The sequence below is a fragment of the Planococcus donghaensis MPA1U2 genome (genome assembly GCF_000189395.1).
In the GTDB taxonomy this organism is placed as follows: Bacteria; Bacillota; Bacilli; order Bacillales_A; family Planococcaceae; genus Planococcus; species Planococcus donghaensis_B.
Genome location: NZ_AEPB01000001.1, coordinates 135,555 through 153,194, shown reverse-complemented (window position 1 = coordinate 153,194; position 17,640 = coordinate 135,555). Strand labels below are relative to the sequence as shown.

Sequence of the window (17,640 nt, the reverse complement as noted above, 5' to 3'; positions counted from 1 at the left end):
TTCAAACATTCCTTCTTTGAAAGATTGATCAACTATTTATTAACTCATTAAGGTAGCCAAATAAACTTGGCTACCTTACTTTTTTCCTTATAATGGTCTTATTTAGTAGCTAAAACATCATCAAATTCCGGACGATTTGAAAGTTCTTTTTTGGCAAATGGACAACTTGCCGTAATTTGTATGTCTTCTTGTCTCGCGTAATCTACCACTTTCTCCACAAGCATCTCACCTACGCCTTGCCCTCGTAAGTTCTCACTCACATATGTGTGATCGATGTTTATTAACTTAGAGTCGGTTGGTTCATAGTGAAGCTCTGCATCCGGGTCTCCTGAGTCATTCCCAATATAAAATTTGTTTTCTCCAGTTTTAATTTCCATCTTCCATTTCCTCCTCTATTCCATTTTCAGCGGTATAAAGTAATGAGAACAGCCTTCCCACTCTAATTCCGCCTGTAAGACATCAAAAGTCGTGCGGAAAAACGCTTGAACTGTTTCACTTGGATTGTCTGATTTCATCACGCTTTCTAGATCTAAAAAATATTCGCTCAAACTTGCTTCGTAATATGCTTCAGCCGGCTTAACACTCGGATAATTTAAATCTTTGTTGATAAATGGATAGGGCAATACAAAGAAAGAAGGTGTATCGGTTTTCTCGTCGCCTAGCCAACATCCATACTCGATCATATGCTCGTCAAATGCTGCTTTTTCAATCACTTTATCTTCCGGAAACTCTTCCATAATTCCATTTACAATAATAGCTGAAACATCAAACGTCCCCCAAAAAAGAGCCGGTTTTATTTTACGGCATCGTAATGGGGCCAAAAATTTCAGCTGCTCATTTAGGACGAATTGAAAAAGCGTTAATCCCCTCACTGCATCTTGCTGATGGAACGTTAACGGGGTCTCGTCTTCATTTAATAGCTTTTTGTACGCCATTTCCTGTGGTTTTGGGTTTATTGTTACGTCGACTCCTCGCGAGTGCAAACTGTGAAATATTTCATCAAAATAATCTTTAATCGATTTTGACGTTTCAATCGGGATGTCTTCGGTTGTTCCATTGACATTTATCGAGATCAAACTATTTCTGACATCTACATCCAGTTGCAAAAGGTCATCCCCTGCAAATAACAAACCCGTAGTAAAGCCGTTTGGCGTTAGCGGAAGTGTTATATGTGCCCATTGAGGTTCTTTATGAGCCGTGACTAGTTTTATCTTCCCTAAAATCTGAGAGATTAAATGCAGCGTAAACTTCGTATCTGCCCATTCTGAATGCTTAATAATACTCGCTTTCATCGTGTCTCCTCCCCTCTATATTTTGTTCCTTATTAAATTCACATACCCGCGAGAAATTTTTTCTAACATAGAGTAGGGAACTTAACGACAAAACACCCCCAAAGTTAGTTTTTATTGCTAACTTTGGGGGTGTACTATCTTTTTAGTGCTTATTCTTTTCCGCCATACAATTGCTTCAGTTCTTCTTCTTTCATCGTGAAGCGATGTTCTTCTGCAGGAAATACGCCTGATTTTACTTCATTCACATACTGAATCAAGCCATTTTTCATGCTCTCGCCTGTTTCAGCATACGAACGAACAAATTTCGGCAAATGATGCGAACCGTATTTTAAGGTATCGTGGTAAACCAGTACTTGTCCATCTGTTTCACTGCCAGCACCAATGCCAATGACAGGTATCGTAAGGGCTGCCGTTACTTTCTTAGCTAATTGGTAAGGGATGCATTCAAGAACCAGCATGCATGCGCCTGCCGCTTCACAAGCGAGGGCATCGTCGATCAGCTTTTGTGCAGCATCTGCTGTTTTGCCTTGCACTTTGTAGCCACCAAGAACCCCTGCCGATTGAGGAAGCAAACCTAAATGCGCCACAACCGGAATGCCGGTATATGTTAGGAGTTTAATCGCGTCTAGGACTTTGTCTGCACCTTCCACTTTAACTGCTTCCGCTCCAGTTTCTTGAAAAATTTGGACGGCGTTATCTAATATACGTTGGTCACTTCCATGAAACGAAGCAAAAGGCATATCGACAACTAAAAAGGTATCGGGTGCCCCGCGACGTACCGCTTTGCCGTGATGAATCATGTCATTTATAGTTACTTTTACAGTAGAATCGTATCCAAGAACGACCATTCCTAAAGAATCGCCGACTAAAATGACATCCACGCCTGCTTCTTCTGCAAGCTTAGCTGATGGGTAATCATAAGCCGTCAGCATGGCGATTTTTTCGTTTTGTGTTTTCATTTTGATCAGTGAAGCTGTATTCTTCATTTTTTCTCTCTCCTTTTGGGAGGGAAACCAAAAATAAAGCCCATCTTTCCAATTCTGGGCAGACGGGCAGGAAGTTTATTGTAGGTTTTCTCCGTCCCTGTCGATTTAAGATCAAGGCAGAACTATGCAGTTGTTGAGTAATTTTTACGGGTGCAGTTCAGCAAGGATACTGCCCTTAATTTCACTATAGCAGATGTGGGTGTGTTGGGACATGGTTTGGGTCTTGGCATATACGGATGTTGCCAAAATAAGCTATTGTAACATTTTACTCCCCCAAATACTCAACCATCAATTCCTCTTCCCCACCTTGAAATACGCGGTACGCTTTAGCTGCTGGTCTTGAGCTGACAACCTTTTTGATGTCTTGGTCGATATAATGGACTGCTGCTCCGTCATCTGCGGCAATGCCAGGTTGGAGCGTTCCTTGCTCCACAAATTGACGATAGGTCGGTCTTCTTTCGGCTTCGCCGTCGTAATGCGGACAATGGCTGCCCGGTAAAAACCCGAGCGCTTCGAGTGGTTCGAGCTTGTCGCCATAAGAATCGGTGACACCTTGTTCATACCAGCAAATCGAACCTGCGCTAAGACCCGCTAAAACAATTCCTTGATCCCACGCAGTTTTCAATAGTTGATCCAATCCCCATTCTTTCCAAAGCACCAATAAATTTTTAGTATTGCCGCCACCCACATAAATAATGTCTTGTTGTAATACAAACGCCTCTAAGTTTCGTGTATGTGGTTTGAATAAAGAAAAATGACTTGGTTCACAGTCTTGCTGATTGAAAAAGTTATAAAATTTTTCAATATAACTATCTGCATCTCCACTTGCTGTTGGAATAAAACAGATTTTTGGTCGAGCTTTGTTTGCTTGTTTTAATATGTATTGATCGAGTAGCGGGTTGTCCGGTTCCATGGAGAATCCACCGCCGCCCATCGCGATAATTTGACGCATGTAAAACACCTCTTTTTTAGAATTGGAACTTTTATCCTCTTCTGCTATAATAAAAAAATTCAGTCATTGGAGGAATTGCTTATGCTTACGCAAGAAATTGCCGTACAACAAATTACGGAGAGCTTAATAAAAAGCCCGTATGTGCGGGCCGTTTTTCTGAAAGGCTCCATGGGTAGAAATGAACACGACGAACATTCGGATATTGACCTTTATTGCTTAGTGGATTCAGAACATGAAGAATTGTTTTTGAAAGAGCGACTTGCTCACCTTGAAGCGTATCGACCGGTGTTGTTTCAAGACGACATCTTCATTATTGCGCCTCAACTGATTGTGGTTTTTGATAATTTGTTGCATATCGATTTGTTTACGGTAACAATTGAATCGTTTTCTACAAAGGATTTTTTCAAAGTGGTTTACGACCCTGAAAATTTACTCGATCAATTTGTCGCATCGCAAAACCTTGAGCTGAGTAAAGAAGAATATACAGACCATGTTATTGACGTTGCTTGGTTTTTATTTCAATACCGCAAAGCGAGCGGCAGAGGAAATGACGTATGGGCCGCGAAAATGTTATCTCATGTACTTGAGCATTTGGCACGGGTTTTACTGTACCGATATGCGCCTCATCGTGCTCAATTAGGATTAAAAACTATCAGTCACTCACTACCAGACATGGTTTTTTCAGAAATCGAGTCTAGTTCCAACTTGATGACTCCAAAAAATCATGCACAAGCTGCATCTCGACTCCGTCAACTGATTGCTGAAGAAGCAAAGTGGATCGACAACCACGTTGCAGAGCGCAAAACGATGATGCCGCTACTGACTGCGATGATTAACGATTCACATTAGATTTTTCTGCCATTCTGGTTTCAGTAAAGAAAAAACGTAAGCATCGTGGGACTGATTTCGCTGATGCAAATAGCCACGGAGGCGACCTTCTAATGTAAATCCGAGCTTTTCCAGTAGTCGGTTCGACGAAATATTTTCTGGGAAAGTGACTGCTCCCATGCGATATAAACCTAGTTCAGAAAAAGCGTAAGTTAATACGGCGCGATTCGCTTCTTGCGTGTAGTATTGATGCCAAAAGTCGGGGTGCAGTTCGTATCCAACTTCCGCTTTTTTTGCTTTTACATTCAAGTTGTTTAACCCAATCGTTCCAATAAATTCATCCTTTTCTTTCAAGCGAATCGCCCAGCGTATCCCTCGTTTTGCGTTCCAAACTGCATCGAACGAACGAATAATTTCAACTGCTTCTTCTTGGTAAGTCAAACTATCCATTCCGTAATAAACAGTTACTTCATCACGGGACATGATGTCGAAAAATTGTGCTGCATCTTTTTCTTCGATTTTATTTAATATCAATCTTTCTGTTTCCAACACCGGAAATTCCATCGCTCTTCTCCTCTTCTACTGCGTAAATATAAACATTTTTTCCATATAGGGAAATCTCTTTTTCTATGGTCATCCCAATATGTTCTGCTACTTTTTGTGAAGCCGTATTATTTTTTTGAATCAAGGAAATAAACCGTTTTTTTCCGAGTTGCTGTAGTCCGTAACGTCGTAGAGCTGCCGCTGCTTCTTTGGCGTAGCCTTGTCCCCAATATTCTTTAGCCACCCAGTAGCCAATTTCTAATTCTTCTACACCTTCAATGGTTTGAGTGACAAGCCCAGCATGGCCAATTTTTTTACCATCTTCTTTTCGAATTAGTAATAAAAGTCCTCTTCCTGGGGTTTCCTTGTAAGAGCGATAAATCCAATAAAGAAACTCGAGCGCTTTACTTCTATCTCTCGTTTCGCCTTTGCCAATATAGCGAACTATTTCCGGGTCAGCTAATAGTGACCATAGGAAATCAAAATCTTCGTCTGTATATACTCGGAATTGGAGTCTGTCAGACTGAAGACGCATGCAACCAACCCTTTCTTTGCGGCTTTTCTACACTTTAATCATCTCGCGGATTGATGATAGCCATTATTTGGTGATCTTGCCATTTCCCATTGATTTCAACGTTTTTAATGGCGATGCCTTCTTGATGAAATCCAGCTTTTTCTAATACTCGGATAGAAGCCATATGGCCAGGCATAACACCTGCTTCAATACGATGGAGCGCCAACTTTTTAAAAGCGTATGCCACAACTAACTTTATCGCTTCTGTCATATAACCTTTGCCGTTATGTTTTTTATCCAGTGCATATCCAAGAATCGCACTTTGCAAAGGTCCTCTCATCACTTGTACTAAGCTAATTGTGCCAACCAGTACATCCGTGTTGTTTTCAAAAATTCCAAAGCTATACGATTGATCATCTTCTTGTTGCTCGGTATAGATTTCGATTAATTCCCGTTGCATAGCAAGCGTATAAAAATCCGAATAACGCGTTACAGAGTACTCTTCAAAAAAATCTCGATTTTCAACTTCTAGCTTTAGTTTTTGTTCGGCATCTCCACGTTGAAAAAAACGAATATACACTTGTTCACCTTTCATTGAAGATCCCCCTCTACTTAAAACGTTTCACGTGAAACACATTTATACTTCTATCGTTTTGCGAAAACCATAAAAAGGACGGTAGTTTTGTGTTTCGTAAAAACTGCGTGACGTACTGCTAGCCAACAATTCTATGCGTGTTTTCGGGTATTGATTGTGAATATGACGCATTAACTTTTTCCCTACCCCTAATTTCCGATGTGCTTGATCCACCAATAATTCGCACACGTATAAAGTAATAAATCCATCGGTTAAGCCTCTTAAGCAGCCGATTACTTGTCCATCCCTTACGGCAACTACTGCTACTGTAGAGTTGCCCCAAGCCTGTTTTGTCTCTTGCTGCTTTTCTACAAGATTGGTCCAGCCTTGTTGTTTGTTCAATTCGTTAATTGTTGGAAAATCTTCATCCTGGTAAGGACGGATCAATACCGCTTCTTGGTTAGTCACTCGTATTCCCTCTACTTTCTTTTAATAATGCAATGATTTCATTATTTTGTTCAATCTGCTTTTCTGAATTTAAACGGATTTGACGAATCCAGCTGAATGCAAATGCCACAATCAAAATAGGGATAAAGATAAAAAGTGTTCCAATAATATCGCCCATGTTGTTACCTCCTTAATTTCAGTTAAAATCTTGGTGACAAAATAAAAAGCAATGTTCCCATGATCACAACAGTTATTGCCATCCCTAGTATCGTGAGCAAGTATTCATTTGGATTTTTTGCATACTTTTTCTCGAACCCTATCTGAACCAATATCGGGATCATTGTGATGATTGCAATTAGTAGAAAAAAATACATATTGATAGAAGAATCTAACCCAATAATAATGAGCGTTAAGATTAACAAACTAATTCCTGAGCCTGTGCTTACGATTCCGTCCCATTTTTTGTGTAAATCGTTGAAGTGCCTATCTTTTACAGATTTCTTTTTTCGACTCCTAGAATTTTTCTAAGTAACATATCCACTAAAAAGATACTCAAAATGCTGCCACCGATAAAAAGAATAAAACGGAATGCCATTTCACTTTCTGAAACTCCATCTCCAACTAGTATAGGAAGACTGTCTCTCACCCTCATCACGTCGAGATCCATCTGCATCATCCCCTTTGATCATGAATGACTTTGTAATTTCTTTTATCGTATCATGACAGTTTGGAAAATTATAGATATTTTCTGACAGTTTTATTTATTATGCAAACAAAGTCTATGGAACGCGCGTATTTTCTTTCTAGCGCGCGTATCGCCTTGCAGATCGCGCATATTTTCTCTGCACCGCGCGTATTCTCCCCGTTACCGCGCATAAACTTCCCGAACAAAAAAAAACACGCAAAACCAGCCTCCTAGTTTTGCGCGTTTTGCATATTTTCAATATATATTGAGGACGAACGTAATAAAGTCTGGAAATAAACTAAAGCCAAAGATCAACAAAATCATAACGGTCGTTACTGATTCTAAAATGGTGAACAAATAATCATTCGAGTTTTCTGCATGCTTCTTTTCAAATCCTGCTCGCAGCAAAACTTGCGCAACCCCCATCACAACAGTTAGTCCGAATACGATTAGGCTAGCTGTAGGTCCGTACTTAATTACTGCCATCGACATGCAAAAAATAAGAATTGCCGACCCTATACTTAATCTGTTTCCCCACTTTTTATGAAGATCGTTTATTGGCTTAGCTTTCTTTTTCTCAACCCCTAAAATTTTTCTCAGAAATAAATTCATTAAATAAATACTCGAGCCACAACCAAGTGCAAACAGAAAAATTTGATACGCTATTCCATCAAAGAGCACTTGCTGAACCTCCTTTACCAGCCACCGCTCTTCCCGCTACTCTTCCAGAAAACAAGCAGCCACCCAGAAATGTTCCTTCTAATGAACGGTAGCCATGAACGCCACCGCCACCAAAGCCAGCGACTTCCCCAGCTGCGTATAAGCCAGGTACAGGTTGACCTGCATCATCGAGTACCCGCGCGGATAAATCTGTTTGTAAACCACCTAAAGTTTTGCGACTTAAGATATTTAAACGCACTGCAATAAGCGGACCTTTTTTGCGGTCGAGTAATTTATGCGGTGTCGCCACGCGAATTAGCCGATCTCCTCGGTAATTTCGAGCACCACGCACCGCTGTGATTTGCAGATCTTTTGAGAATTCATTATCAAGTTGGTCGTCACGCGCTCTAATTTGTTGTTTGATTCGCGAAACGTCCAACAAATTTTCTCCAGTTAATTTGTTCATGCCAGCAATTAACTCTTCGAGTGTATCCGCGACAATAAAATCTTCGCCTTTGTCCATAAAAGCTTGGACTGGAGCGGTTGCCCCTGCACGAACTCGAGACAAAACTTGTGGAATGCTTTTGCCGGTTAAGTCCGGGTTTTGTTCAGATCCCGACAGCGCAAATTCTTTTTCAATAATTTTCTGCGTCAAAATAAACCACGAATAGCTATACCCCGTTTTTTGGATGGTTTCAAGTGTGCCAAGCGTATCAAATCCCGGAAAATTGGGTGCAGGAAAACGTTCCCCTTTCGCATCAAACCACATTGACGAAGGTCCTGGTAAAATTCGAATGCCATGTTTGTTCCAAATCGGATTCCAATTTTTAATGCCTTCCGTGTAATGCCACATCCGGTCACGGTTGACGATTCGCCCTCCTGCTTTTTCAGTAATCGCAAGCATTCGACCATCCACATGCGCCGGAACGCCTGTCAGCATGCTTTCGGGTGCTGTTCCTAAACGACTTGGCCAATTTTTTCGAATTAATTCGTGATTGGCACCTATCCCGCCACTTGTGACAATGACTGCTTTTGCTTCGCAGCGAAAGTTGCTGACGACGGTGCGCGAACTAGCCTCTCCACGCTTTGCATCACTCGCTTCTAGTAAAGAACCTGTCACACCAATCACACGACCTTCTTTTGTAATCAATTCGTCTACTCGGTGCCGTGGCTGATATTCGATCCGCCCGTTTTTGATATGTTCGCGAACGCGTCGCTCAAAAGGAGCCAAAATTCCTGGACCGGTTCCCCATACAATGTGAAAGCGTGGCACAGAATTGCCATGACCTTCCGCCAAGTAGCCACCACGTTCTGCCCATCCAACGACCGGGAAAAACTTAACGCCCATTGCTGCAAGCCAGCTTCGTTTTTCATGTGTCGCAAAATCAACGTATGCTTGGGCCCATTTTTTGCCCCAATAATCTTCGTCTTGCTCCCGATCAAATCCAGCTGCTCCAAGCCAATCTTGCCAAGCCAATGCTTTTGAATCCTTAATGCCCATCCGTCGCTGTTCAGGCGAATCGACTAAAAATAGTCCACCAAACGACCACCACGCCTGTCCGCCTAAAGAAGCTGCCGGCTCTTGATCTAGCAACAAGACTTTTTTGCCAGCGTCTGCGATTTCCGCAGCCGCCACTAACCCCGCAAGTCCCGCTCCTACCACAATCGCATCAAGTTCCATATCTACATCCCCTTTGATGTTACTGATTTCTTTACTGGTTTTATCGTATCACGAGCGATTGGAAGATTATAGATATTTCCTGTTGTTTTCTGATAGTTTTGTCTATTGCGCAAAGAAACTTGCTGGAACGTGCGTATTTTGGGTTTACCGCGCGTATCGCCTTGCCGTCCGCGTGTATTTTCTCTCCACCGCGCGTATCTCCCTGCGCCCGCGCATATTTCCTCTCCACCGCGCATATCTTTCTGCGCCCGTGCATATTCTCTCTCCACCGAGCATATCCCGACTCCACCGCGCGTATTTCTCAATCACCGCGCACAAGCTCCCATCAGCCCCATAAAAAAACACCCCAAACCAGCGAAACTGGTCCAGGATGTTGCTACTACTCTAAATGTTTTCGTTGGAAATCAGAAATGCTTTCGTACTCCGCTGTTAAAAGACGCGATAACCGGATATAAATCGGTAAAAGCTCTCGGTATATGCCCGCCGCTTCTTTTTCCGGCTCATGCGTATGCGTTTGGCCAATCATTTCAGAGACGATGCTAAAATCGTCAATTTCGCCAATTGCGTACATCCCTAGCACCACAGCGCCGAGGCATGAACTTTCAAAGCTTTCTGGAATAACGACTGGTTTGTCAAAAACATCGGCCAGCAATTGGCGCCACATATCCGATCGTGCAAAACCACCTGACGCTTGAATGCGTACCGGTTCGCCGGTCAATTCTTCAACTGCTAGCAGCACCGTATACAAATTAAAAACAATGCCTTCTAGCACTGATCGAATCATATGCTGCTTTTTATGGTGAATGCTTAAGCCGAAAAATGATCCGCGTGCATTGGCGTCCCAAAGCGGTGCACGTTCTCCCGTTAAATACGGATGGAACAATAAGCCGTCTGCTCCGGGATTCACCGTGTCAGCGATTTTCGTCAGAACGTCGTATGGATCAATTCCTAGTCGTTTCGCGGTTTCCACTTCAGACGATGCAAATTCATCGCGCAGCCAGCGTAAAATAATTCCGCCGTTATTAACAGGTCCACCAACTACCCAATGATTTTCAGTCAACGCATAGCAAAATGTGCGTCCTTTTGGATCTGTCTTTGGCTCAGTCGTTACTGTTCGAATGGCGCCGCTTGTGCCGATTGTAACTGCCAAAACACCCGGTTCGATGGCATCGACTCCTAGATTAGCTAACACCCCATCACTCGCCCCGATAATAAACGGCACATTTTCAGGAAGGCCCATAAACACAGCATGCTCTGTAACCAATCCGGTTAGTTGATGCGTTGTCGGAACCGGATGAGATAATTGTTCTGGCGTAATGCCCGCCACTGCCAACGCTTCTTTGTCCCAATCTAATTGCTCTAAATTGAAAAGTCCTGTTGCTGAAGCAATGGAATGATCCACAACGTACGTTCCAAATAGTTCATGAAAGACAAATTCTTTTATGCCAATAAATTTCGCCGCGTGCTCACAAACTTCCGGCTTTTCATCTTTTAGCCAAAGTAATTTTGCGAGTGGCGACATGGCATGAATCGGTGTGCCGGTACGCAAATAAATTTCGTGCCCGTTCAGTCGTTCTTTAATGTACTTGGCATGCTTTGCACTTCTCGTATCCGCCCATGTGATGCTTTGCGTCAATAAGCCTCCCGCTGCGTCTACGGCAATAAGGCTATGCATCGCTGAGCTAAACGATACCAACTTCAGCTGCTTTGTATCTATTTCGCTTTTACGAATTGTTTTTCGTACCGAAGTTAACACTGCGCGAAAAATTTCTTCTGGATCTTGTTCAGCTATTAACGGATTTGGTGTATCTAATGCGTAAAAGACGGTGTCCCCTGCGATTACTTTCCCCGCTCGGTCAAACAACACTGCTTTTGTAGACGTCGTCCCAATATCGACGCCTAAATAATACGACTGCTCAGGCATAAAAATCCTCCTCTATATACAAGAAAAAGAAAAAGGCAGTAGCTCCTTTTTCCTTTCCTGTTTCATTAGATAAAAAAGCTTATGATCAACACTACCACGAAACCGGTTAACCCGATAATGGTTTCCATAACCGTCCATGACTTTAATGTATCTTTAACATCCATACCAAAATAACGGTTAACTAACCAGAAGCCTGAGTCGTTAACGTGTGATAAGACGGTCGCACCCGAAGCAATCGCGATTACGATCAACCCAAGAGCAGGACCTGTCATGCCCACCATTTCAAGAAGTGGCGTGATCAAACCAGCAGCTGTTACCATCGCAACAGTTGCAGAGCCTTGTGCTACACGTACCGCAGAAGCAATTAAGAACGCCAAGACGATTGGTGGTAACGCCGAATCACCCATCATATCACCAAGTACTGCACCAACACCTGAGTCAATTAATACTTGCTTGAAAACACCACCCGCACCTGTTACTAGAATGATAATTCCTGCAGGTTCAAGCGCTTTCGTCGCAATATCTTGTACTTCTTGGCGCGAATACCCACGCTTAGTCCCCAACAAATAAAACGTCAGCAATGTTGCAATTGTCAACGCGACGAACGGGTGACCAAGGAAAGTTAAGATTTCACGTAATGTGTTGCCTTCTTCTAGCAACACACCTGATAAGGTATTCAATAAGATCAGCACAAGTGGAATCAAAATCAACGACGTAATCATGCCAAAGCTTGGTAGGTCTTTATCGTATTCTTTCTTTTCAAGTTCCATATAATCTGGAATTTCAATATGTAGCTTTTTGCCGATAAAACGTCCAAATACAGGTCCAGCTAAAATCATTGCGGGAATACCGGCAAGAACACCGAATAAAATAACCCAGCCAAGTTCTGCGCCAACCAACTCTGCAACCGCAATTGGTCCAGGCGTTGGTGGAATGAAACTATGCGTAACTGCAAGACCCGCTAATAGTGGAATCCCGTAATGTAAAAGTGACTTACCTGTTTTTCTAGCCAATCCGTACACAATCGGCACTAAAATAATGAAACCAACATCAAAAAATACAGGAATCGCTACAATAAATCCAGTAACCCCTAACGCCCATTGTGCTTTATCTTCCCCAAATTTAGCAATCATCGTAGCGGCTAAACGTTCTGCACCACCAGATACTTCAAGCATTTTTCCAAACATCGCACCAAGTCCAACTACTACTGCGACAAATCCAAGTGTGCCGCCCATCCCACTTTGAATAGATGCGATTACTTCATTCAACGGCATACCCGCAGCAATCCCGACAAGTAAACTAACCAATAATAAGGCCACAAAAGCATGTAACTTCGTGCGAATAACTAAGAATAACAATAAAAATATACCTGCAAGCGCTACCATAATCAACATTGAACCTGACATATTTTTTCCCCCTTGTTGTGTGCAATACATTTATAGTTGATCTTGTTTCATTTGGATATGTCGCAACCAGCAACACTGGTTGCGACTTCTTCATATTTTCAAACTAAATTCACTTACTTTTTCTCTACTGCATGACCGCCAAATTCGTTGCGCTGAGCTGCGACGACTTTTCCTGCGAATGTGTCTTCTTCTAACGAACGATAGCGCATCATCAGCGACAAGGTAATGACCGGCGCCGGAACGTTCAAATCTAGCGCTGTTTCTACTGTCCACTTGCCTTCTCCAGAAGAGTTCATCACCCCTTTGATGCCTTCTAGTTTAGCGTCTTTTGAAAATGCATTTTTGGTCATCTCCATTAAGTACGAACTGATAATAGAGCCGTTATTCCAAACGTCAGCCACTTTTTCAAAGTCATACCCAAATGGACTTTTGTTAAGGATGTCAAAGCCTTCTGCAATAGATTGCATCATGCCGTATTCGATTCCGTTATGAATCATTTTCAAGAAATGACCGCTTCCAGCTTCACCGGTATATAAATATCCATCTTGTACAGAAATGTCTTTCAAGAGTGGTTCGATTGTTTTGAATTTCTCAGCATCGCCACCAATCATTGAACAAATTCCGTGACGCGCGCCTTCTGTTCCGCCACTTGTTCCACAATCAAAGAAGAATATTCCGTGCTCTTTTAAGTTTGCTGCACGACGTACAGTGTCTTTGTAGTTGGAGTTTCCACCATCAATAATTGAATCTCCTTCTTCGAGTAGCGGGATCAATCCTTGAATAACAGATTCTGTAATTTCTCCAGCTGGTACCATTAACCAAAGCGTACGCGGGGCTTTTAGTTCTTTCACCATGGCTTCAATAGAAGAAACTTGGTTAAAATTGCTCTCTTCGATTACTGCATGACTGTCATAGCCGACGACTTTGTGGTTATGATCGATTAAATTAAGTGCTAAGTTTAATCCCATTTTCCCTAAACCGATAATTCCAATTTCCATTAAAAATCCTCCTCTTTGAAAAAGAATATTTTTCTTTATTGAATTCATTGTATCAAATATTTTTCCGTACGCAACATGTTATTCTATAATAGACAGATATTATTTAAAGAAATGAGGCGCGGATCATGAAACAACAGCAATTTGCGCTGGCTGCCATACGCGGTAGTTACCGCCATTTTAGTGAAAAAGAAAAAAAGATTGCCGATTATGTATTAAATGACCCAAAGAATATTATTCATTTGACGATCAATCAAATTGCGGATGAATTAGGACTTGCCGAATCTACTGTTTTTCGCTTTTGCCAACGCATTGGCTTTAAAGGATTCCAAGCTTTTAAAATTTCACTTGCTGCCGAAGTTGTCGCCCCTTTAAAAGACATTCATGAAAAAATCGAAGAAGGCGACAGCATTAATGCGGTTACGGAAAAAGTTTTCCGCTCCAACATCAAAACTTTGGAAGATACTTTGCAAATTGTCGATGATGAAGCGATGGAACAAGCGATTCAAAAATTAATGAACGCTCGAAAAATCGATTTTTACGGCAATGGCGGATCGGCGATGGTCGCGATGGATGGATACCATAAGTTTGTTCGTTTAGGTCTTCACGTTTCAATGAATTTAGACTCCCACATGCAACTTATGGCCGCTTCTCAGCTTCAATCCGATGATGTGGCAATTGTCATTTCCCATTCAGGTTCAACAACTGATGTACTCGATGTGCTCCGTGTATTGAAAGAAAAAGGTGTAACCATTATCTCTGTGACTAATTTCGCTAAATCGCCGTTGTCTAAAGAAGCGGATATTGCTCTTTATACCGTTTCCGAAGAAACAGACTTCCGTTCAGAAGCTCTTTCTTCACGAATTGCTCAATTGAGTTTAATCGACGCTCTTTATACCAATTTAATGATTCTTCGTGGCGATGATGGAAAAAAAGCACTCCAAGATATGCGCGAAGCAATGTCGCACAGACGTCTATAACACTAATAACCCGTTCCTTTCTCTTCAGGAACGGGTTTTTTTATATAAACAAGCAGATGCATTGACACTCCTACCCCCTTGATATAAATTAATAAGATGAATTCCGATAGACTTTATAGGGATTTAACTTTTGTAGAAATGAGAGGTACGTTATGAAAACCATCTGGGCGAAGTATTTAAATGCTTCATTGATTTTAAAAATTACGATTGCACTTATACTCGGCGTTGCCGTTGGGTTAATATTCGGAGAGCAAGCAGCTGTTTTGGCACCTCTAGGCGACTTATTGCTGAAATTATTAACCTTCTTAATCGTTCCTTTAATCTTATTCACCATGATGGTCGGAATTAATCAATCATCTATTGGCGATCTGGGACGAATGGGTGGAAAAGTGTTTATCTATTACACGTTGAGTTCTGCGTTTGCGATTATTGTGGGGCTTACAGTAGCTAGCTTATTAAAACCCGGTATGGGGATGCAATTGCAAGGCAACGAAACTTTTGATGTACCGGAAAACCCAGGCATCATCAGTGTGCTGTTGAACATTGTCCCTTCTAATATTTTTACAGCGTTTACTGAACTCAATTTACTCGGCATTATTTTTATCGCTTTTGCCTTCGGTATCGCCTTGTCTTACATGCGTAATTCCGCTGAACTGGCAAGTTTGGGCGAGCATTTATATAAAACCGTAAATGCGCTAAATGAAATGACTTTGCTCGTCTTAAAAGCCGTTCTTCAATATGTGCCAATTGGTATTTTTGCGATTATGGCAAAAACAGTAGGAAATCAAGGCTTAGATACCCTCTTTTCATTAGGTGAGATGGTCTTAGTATTATACGTCGCACTGATTGTGCAAATTGTGTTGTATGTAGTGCTCCTATTGGTATTCAAAATAAACCCATTGGATTTCTTCAAACAAGCTCGTACGCCAATGTTAACGGCATTTGTCACTCAAAGTAGCTCGGGTACATTGCCATTAACCTTGAATGCTGCGAAGAATTTAGGGCTATCCAAAAGTTTATATGGTTTTAGTTTGCCGCTCGGTGCCACGATCAATATGGACGGCGCAGCCATTCGGATTGCCGTTTCAGCGGTTTTCGCAGCCAATCTCGTTGGAGACCCGTTAAGTATTTCTGAAATGCTGATGGTTGTTCTTATCGGAACACTTGCATCAGTGGGCACTGCAGGTGTACCGGGTGCTGGTATTGTGATGATTGCAACGGTATTTGTTCAATTAGGCTTACCGATCGAAGCGGTCGCATTGCTGACTGCTATTGATGCATTAGTCGGCATGGGTGCCACAGGGCTTAACGTTACAGGAGACTTAGTCGGCACTACCCTCATTGATAAAAACGAAAAGAAACGACAAACAGCTTAACAATTAAAACCCCTTAAAATGAGCAATTGCTCGTCTTAAGGGGTTTTAATTGTGACTTTAACTTCTTTTTTTAATCGCAAACAAATGAAACTCAGCATTCGCTTCTTTGTATTCAGTATAATCATCTAGCAAAATGTCCCATTCAAATGGTGACTTTTCAATGATATGTTTTAATGTATCTTCGCGTTGTTGCCCCTTAAGGAGACAGTTTACAAAGATGCCCCCACCCTTTAACTCTGTTAGTATTTTCTCCACAAACTGCGTTTCTTTAGCCAAGTCATTTTTATAAAAATGCAGCATGGAATCTAGTAACACAATATCAATTTCTGCTGAAATCGGATAATCGCAAACATTTCCAACACGTCCTTCTACCGGTAACTTTTGAAGTTTTGCTTGTTGATTTAGTTGTTCAATACCAACACTCGAGTGATCGACGCCGATTACTTTATAACCTAGATTGCCTAATGGTAAGGCATCCCGACCTTGCCCACAGCCTAAATCCAAAACCGTTCCTCTTATTTCGATATTTGTAAAAAATGCTACAAGACCTGGATAGGGATTTCCAAAATAGTTTTCTTCTTCATAATAACTATCGTAAGCTACTTTTTTCATTAGTTATCCTCCCTACTTAAAATTGGTAACTAAGCGTAATTCGCTTTAGCTTTTGTTAACATTTGTCTGCTCTTTCGGTTTCCGTTATCCTTTAAAGAAGTATAGCAAAGGAGATGGCTTTCATGACCACAATCGGATTTGTACGACACGGCATCACGGATTGGAATATACAAGGCATCGCGCAAGGGTCTGCGGACGTTTCACTTAATGATATAGGACAACAGCAGGCAGAAGCACTCGCAGAACGCTTAGCTCAAGAAGACGAATGGGACTTAATCATCTCAAGCGACTTGGCTCGAGCAAAAGAAACAGCTGAAATTATTGGCAAGAAACTCAATTTACCAGTAAGTCATTTTGATGTACGACTTCGCGAGAGAAGCGGGGGTAAAATCGAAGGCACGACTGAGCAAGAACGCATTGAAAAATGGGGAACCGATTGGCGAACTCTCGACTTAGACATGGAAGATTTGGACGATGCAGCAGAAAGAGGCATTTCTTCTGTTGAAGATGTGTTAGTCAATTTCAAAGGACAACGTGCGTTGCTTGTGAGTCACGGGGGATTGATTGGTTTGACGTTAAAAAAACTATTGCCTGAAAAATTCACAAAAAAGTCTTTAGATAATACATCCATTACGATTTTGACGAACGCTGAAAACAAATGGGACTGTTCATTATATAATTGCACGGTGCATTTGGAAAATAGTAAAAGTTTTTGATCGTTGGCGCAACTAGTTCGTTCGATGAATGTGATAAAGTAAGCAATAGTTAGTACTTTAAATACAAACAAAAAGGAGAGCTCTTTCATGTATATCGTATCGAACCGCATTAAAATGAAACCTGGATTTGCAGAAAAAATGGCTCCTAACTTTTCACGTCCAGGCCCGCTGCAACAAATGGAAGGCTTTATCAAAGTCGAAGTCGCGATCACGCAAAATTTGGCTGAATACGATGAGCTAAACGTTAATATGTATTGGGAAACGCTCGAAAATTTTGAAGCATGGAAAACAAGTGATGCGTTTAAACAAGCTCACAAACGCCCTGAACCTAGTGGCGACAGCAATGAACCAAAAAAAGAATCACCGATGCTCGGCAGCGAGCTCGTCATTACAAAAGTTGTCGGCCTGGTTGAAGCCACAACTTCAAACTAAGTGAAATAAGCAGATGGCCTAGTTTGGGCTGTCTGTT

22 protein-coding genes are annotated in these 17,640 nt (G+C 41.7%); 5 read left to right on the top strand and 17 right to left on the bottom strand.

All coding sequences use genetic code 11. The features are described from left to right. Nucleotides 1-98: 98 nt before the first annotated feature. The 4 genes from GPDM_RS00660 to GPDM_RS00645 form a co-directional block, all read right to left on the bottom strand. Nucleotides 99-377 carry a GNAT family N-acetyltransferase gene (locus GPDM_RS00660; RefSeq protein ID WP_008427907.1) on the bottom strand — a complete coding sequence of 93 codons (279 nt, stop codon included), beginning with the start codon at nt 375-377 and terminating at the stop codon, nt 99-101. Nucleotides 378-392: 15 nt separating this feature from the next. Beyond that, the gene (locus GPDM_RS00655; protein WP_008427906.1) at nt 393-1,292 is read right to left on the bottom strand and encodes a DUF5996 family protein; all 900 of its coding nucleotides are present in this window, start codon (nt 1,290-1,292) and stop codon (nt 393-395) included. Between the two features lie 149 nt (nt 1,293-1,441). Then, nucleotides 1,442-2,278, bottom strand: coding sequence for a 3-methyl-2-oxobutanoate hydroxymethyltransferase (gene panB / locus GPDM_RS00650; protein ID WP_008427904.1), 837 nt, complete (start codon nt 2,276-2,278; stop codon nt 1,442-1,444). A 265-nt stretch (nt 2,279-2,543) separates the two neighbouring features. After that, complete coding sequence (locus GPDM_RS00645; RefSeq protein ID WP_008427901.1) at nt 2,544-3,230, bottom strand: Type 1 glutamine amidotransferase-like domain-containing protein; 687 nt, start codon at nt 3,228-3,230, stop codon at nt 2,544-2,546. Between the two features lie 81 nt (nt 3,231-3,311). Between GPDM_RS00645 and GPDM_RS00640 the strand changes: the two genes are divergently transcribed. Next, on the top strand, nt 3,312-4,079 hold the full coding sequence (locus tag GPDM_RS00640; RefSeq protein ID WP_008427900.1) for a nucleotidyltransferase domain-containing protein: 768 nt from the start codon (nt 3,312-3,314) through the stop codon (nt 4,077-4,079). On the opposite strand, the gene GPDM_RS00635 is transcribed toward GPDM_RS00640, so the two are convergent. From GPDM_RS00635 to gnd, 12 genes are all read right to left on the bottom strand, one after another. Continuing rightward, complete coding sequence (locus tag GPDM_RS00635) at nt 4,071-4,622, bottom strand: GNAT family N-acetyltransferase (RefSeq protein WP_008427898.1); 552 nt, start codon at nt 4,620-4,622, stop codon at nt 4,071-4,073. The two genes, GPDM_RS00640 and GPDM_RS00635, sit on opposite strands and share 9 nt — an antisense overlap. Continuing rightward, entirely contained in the window at nt 4,579-5,136 is a 558-nt protein-coding gene (locus tag GPDM_RS00630; protein ID WP_008427896.1) for a GNAT family N-acetyltransferase, read from the bottom strand. Before GPDM_RS00630 ends, GPDM_RS00635 begins: the two co-directional genes overlap by 44 nt. A gap of 34 nt (nt 5,137-5,170) precedes the next feature. Continuing rightward, nucleotides 5,171-5,710 carry a GNAT family N-acetyltransferase gene (locus tag GPDM_RS00625; protein ID WP_008427894.1) on the bottom strand — a complete coding sequence of 180 codons (540 nt, stop codon included), beginning with the start codon at nt 5,708-5,710 and terminating at the stop codon, nt 5,171-5,173. Between the two features lie 42 nt (nt 5,711-5,752). After that, a complete protein-coding gene (locus tag GPDM_RS00620) occupies nt 5,753-6,157 on the bottom strand; it encodes a GNAT family N-acetyltransferase (protein WP_008427893.1) in 405 nt (134 codons plus the stop codon). After that, nucleotides 6,150-6,314: a hypothetical protein gene (locus tag GPDM_RS16665; RefSeq protein ID WP_008427891.1), complete on the bottom strand. Its 165-nt coding sequence runs from the start codon at nt 6,312-6,314 to the stop codon at nt 6,150-6,152. Before GPDM_RS16665 ends, GPDM_RS00620 begins: the two co-directional genes overlap by 8 nt. Before the next feature lie 22 nt (nt 6,315-6,336). Further along, nucleotides 6,337-6,585, bottom strand: coding sequence for a DUF4181 domain-containing protein (locus tag GPDM_RS16790; RefSeq protein ID WP_237704112.1), 249 nt, complete (start codon nt 6,583-6,585; stop codon nt 6,337-6,339). A gap of 41 nt (nt 6,586-6,626) precedes the next feature. Continuing rightward, the gene (locus GPDM_RS16785; RefSeq protein ID WP_008427889.1) at nt 6,627-6,803 is read right to left on the bottom strand and encodes a hypothetical protein; all 177 of its coding nucleotides are present in this window, start codon (nt 6,801-6,803) and stop codon (nt 6,627-6,629) included. 273 nt (nt 6,804-7,076) lie between these two features. After that, nucleotides 7,077-7,502 carry a DUF4181 domain-containing protein gene (locus GPDM_RS00610; RefSeq protein ID WP_008427887.1) on the bottom strand — a complete coding sequence of 142 codons (426 nt, stop codon included), beginning with the start codon at nt 7,500-7,502 and terminating at the stop codon, nt 7,077-7,079. After that, nucleotides 7,492-9,162: an FAD-binding dehydrogenase gene (locus GPDM_RS00605; RefSeq protein ID WP_008427885.1), complete on the bottom strand. Its 1,671-nt coding sequence runs from the start codon at nt 9,160-9,162 to the stop codon at nt 7,492-7,494. Before GPDM_RS00605 ends, GPDM_RS00610 begins: the two co-directional genes overlap by 11 nt. 379 nt (nt 9,163-9,541) lie before the next feature. Then, on the bottom strand, nt 9,542-11,086 hold the full coding sequence (gene gntK, locus GPDM_RS00595) for a gluconokinase (RefSeq protein ID WP_008427880.1): 1,545 nt from the start codon (nt 11,084-11,086) through the stop codon (nt 9,542-9,544). A gap of 65 nt (nt 11,087-11,151) precedes the next feature. Further along, nucleotides 11,152-12,492 carry a GntT/GntP/DsdX family permease gene (locus GPDM_RS00590; RefSeq protein ID WP_008427878.1) on the bottom strand — a complete coding sequence of 447 codons (1,341 nt, stop codon included), beginning with the start codon at nt 12,490-12,492 and terminating at the stop codon, nt 11,152-11,154. Between the two features lie 113 nt (nt 12,493-12,605). Next, nucleotides 12,606-13,490 carry a phosphogluconate dehydrogenase (NAD(+)-dependent, decarboxylating) gene (gene gnd, locus GPDM_RS00585; protein ID WP_008427877.1) on the bottom strand — a complete coding sequence of 295 codons (885 nt, stop codon included), beginning with the start codon at nt 13,488-13,490 and terminating at the stop codon, nt 12,606-12,608. 125 nt (nt 13,491-13,615) lie between these two features. Between gnd and GPDM_RS00580 the strand changes: the two genes are divergently transcribed. Both GPDM_RS00580 and GPDM_RS00575 read left to right on the top strand, forming a co-directional pair. Then, nucleotides 13,616-14,467: a MurR/RpiR family transcriptional regulator gene (locus GPDM_RS00580; RefSeq protein WP_008427875.1), complete on the top strand. Its 852-nt coding sequence runs from the start codon at nt 13,616-13,618 to the stop codon at nt 14,465-14,467. A 152-nt stretch (nt 14,468-14,619) separates the two neighbouring features. After that, nucleotides 14,620-15,843 carry a dicarboxylate/amino acid:cation symporter gene (locus GPDM_RS00575; protein ID WP_008427873.1) on the top strand — a complete coding sequence of 408 codons (1,224 nt, stop codon included), beginning with the start codon at nt 14,620-14,622 and terminating at the stop codon, nt 15,841-15,843. Between the two features lie 57 nt (nt 15,844-15,900). Here GPDM_RS00575 and GPDM_RS00570 read toward each other — a convergent pair whose 3' ends face one another. After that, nucleotides 15,901-16,455, bottom strand: coding sequence for a class I SAM-dependent methyltransferase (locus GPDM_RS00570; protein ID WP_008427871.1), 555 nt, complete (start codon nt 16,453-16,455; stop codon nt 15,901-15,903). Nucleotides 16,456-16,577: 122 nt separating this feature from the next. Here GPDM_RS00570 and GPDM_RS00565 point away from each other — a divergent pair, with 122 nt between their 5' ends. Beyond that, nucleotides 16,578-17,171: a histidine phosphatase family protein gene (locus GPDM_RS00565; protein ID WP_008427869.1), complete on the top strand. Its 594-nt coding sequence runs from the start codon at nt 16,578-16,580 to the stop codon at nt 17,169-17,171. Nucleotides 17,172-17,258: 87 nt separating this feature from the next. Further along, nucleotides 17,259-17,603, top strand: coding sequence for a heme oxygenase (locus tag GPDM_RS00560; protein WP_008427867.1), 345 nt, complete (start codon nt 17,259-17,261; stop codon nt 17,601-17,603). Nucleotides 17,604-17,640 lie beyond the last annotated feature (37 nt).

Bases quoted from the DNA above. Each gene is read 5' to 3' on its own strand.
- GPDM_RS00660 (WP_008427907.1), bottom strand. From the start codon at position 377: ATGGAAATTAAAACTGGAGAAAACAAATTTTATATTGGGAATGACTCA.
- GPDM_RS00655 (WP_008427906.1), bottom strand. From the start codon at position 1,292: ATGAAAGCGAGTATTATTAAGCATTCAGAATGGGCAGATACGAAGTTT.
- panB (WP_008427904.1), bottom strand. From the start codon at position 2,278: ATGAAGAATACAGCTTCACTGATCAAAATGAAAACACAAAACGAAAAA.
- GPDM_RS00645 (WP_008427901.1), bottom strand. From the start codon at position 3,230: ATGCGTCAAATTATCGCGATGGGCGGCGGTGGATTCTCCATGGAACCG.
- GPDM_RS00640 (WP_008427900.1), top strand. From the start codon at position 3,312: ATGCTTACGCAAGAAATTGCCGTACAACAAATTACGGAGAGCTTAATA.
- GPDM_RS00635 (WP_008427898.1), bottom strand. From the start codon at position 4,622: ATGGAATTTCCGGTGTTGGAAACAGAAAGATTGATATTAAATAAAATC.
- GPDM_RS00630 (WP_008427896.1), bottom strand. From the start codon at position 5,136: ATGCGTCTTCAGTCTGACAGACTCCAATTCCGAGTATATACAGACGAA.
- GPDM_RS00625 (WP_008427894.1), bottom strand. From the start codon at position 5,710: ATGAAAGGTGAACAAGTGTATATTCGTTTTTTTCAACGTGGAGATGCC.
- GPDM_RS16665 (WP_008427891.1), bottom strand. From the start codon at position 6,314: ATGGGCGATATTATTGGAACACTTTTTATCTTTATCCCTATTTTGATT.
- GPDM_RS16785 (WP_008427889.1), bottom strand. From the start codon at position 6,803: ATGGATCTCGACGTGATGAGGGTGAGAGACAGTCTTCCTATACTAGTT.
- GPDM_RS00605 (WP_008427885.1), bottom strand. From the start codon at position 9,162: ATGGAACTTGATGCGATTGTGGTAGGAGCGGGACTTGCGGGGTTAGTG.
- gntK (WP_008427880.1), bottom strand. From the start codon at position 11,086: ATGCCTGAGCAGTCGTATTATTTAGGCGTCGATATTGGGACGACGTCT.
- GPDM_RS00590 (WP_008427878.1), bottom strand. From the start codon at position 12,492: ATGTCAGGTTCAATGTTGATTATGGTAGCGCTTGCAGGTATATTTTTA.
- gnd (WP_008427877.1), bottom strand. From the start codon at position 13,490: ATGGAAATTGGAATTATCGGTTTAGGGAAAATGGGATTAAACTTAGCA.
- GPDM_RS00580 (WP_008427875.1), top strand. From the start codon at position 13,616: ATGAAACAACAGCAATTTGCGCTGGCTGCCATACGCGGTAGTTACCGC.
- GPDM_RS00575 (WP_008427873.1), top strand. From the start codon at position 14,620: ATGAAAACCATCTGGGCGAAGTATTTAAATGCTTCATTGATTTTAAAA.
- GPDM_RS00570 (WP_008427871.1), bottom strand. From the start codon at position 16,455: ATGAAAAAAGTAGCTTACGATAGTTATTATGAAGAAGAAAACTATTTT.
- GPDM_RS00565 (WP_008427869.1), top strand. From the start codon at position 16,578: ATGACCACAATCGGATTTGTACGACACGGCATCACGGATTGGAATATA.
- GPDM_RS00560 (WP_008427867.1), top strand. From the start codon at position 17,259: ATGTATATCGTATCGAACCGCATTAAAATGAAACCTGGATTTGCAGAA.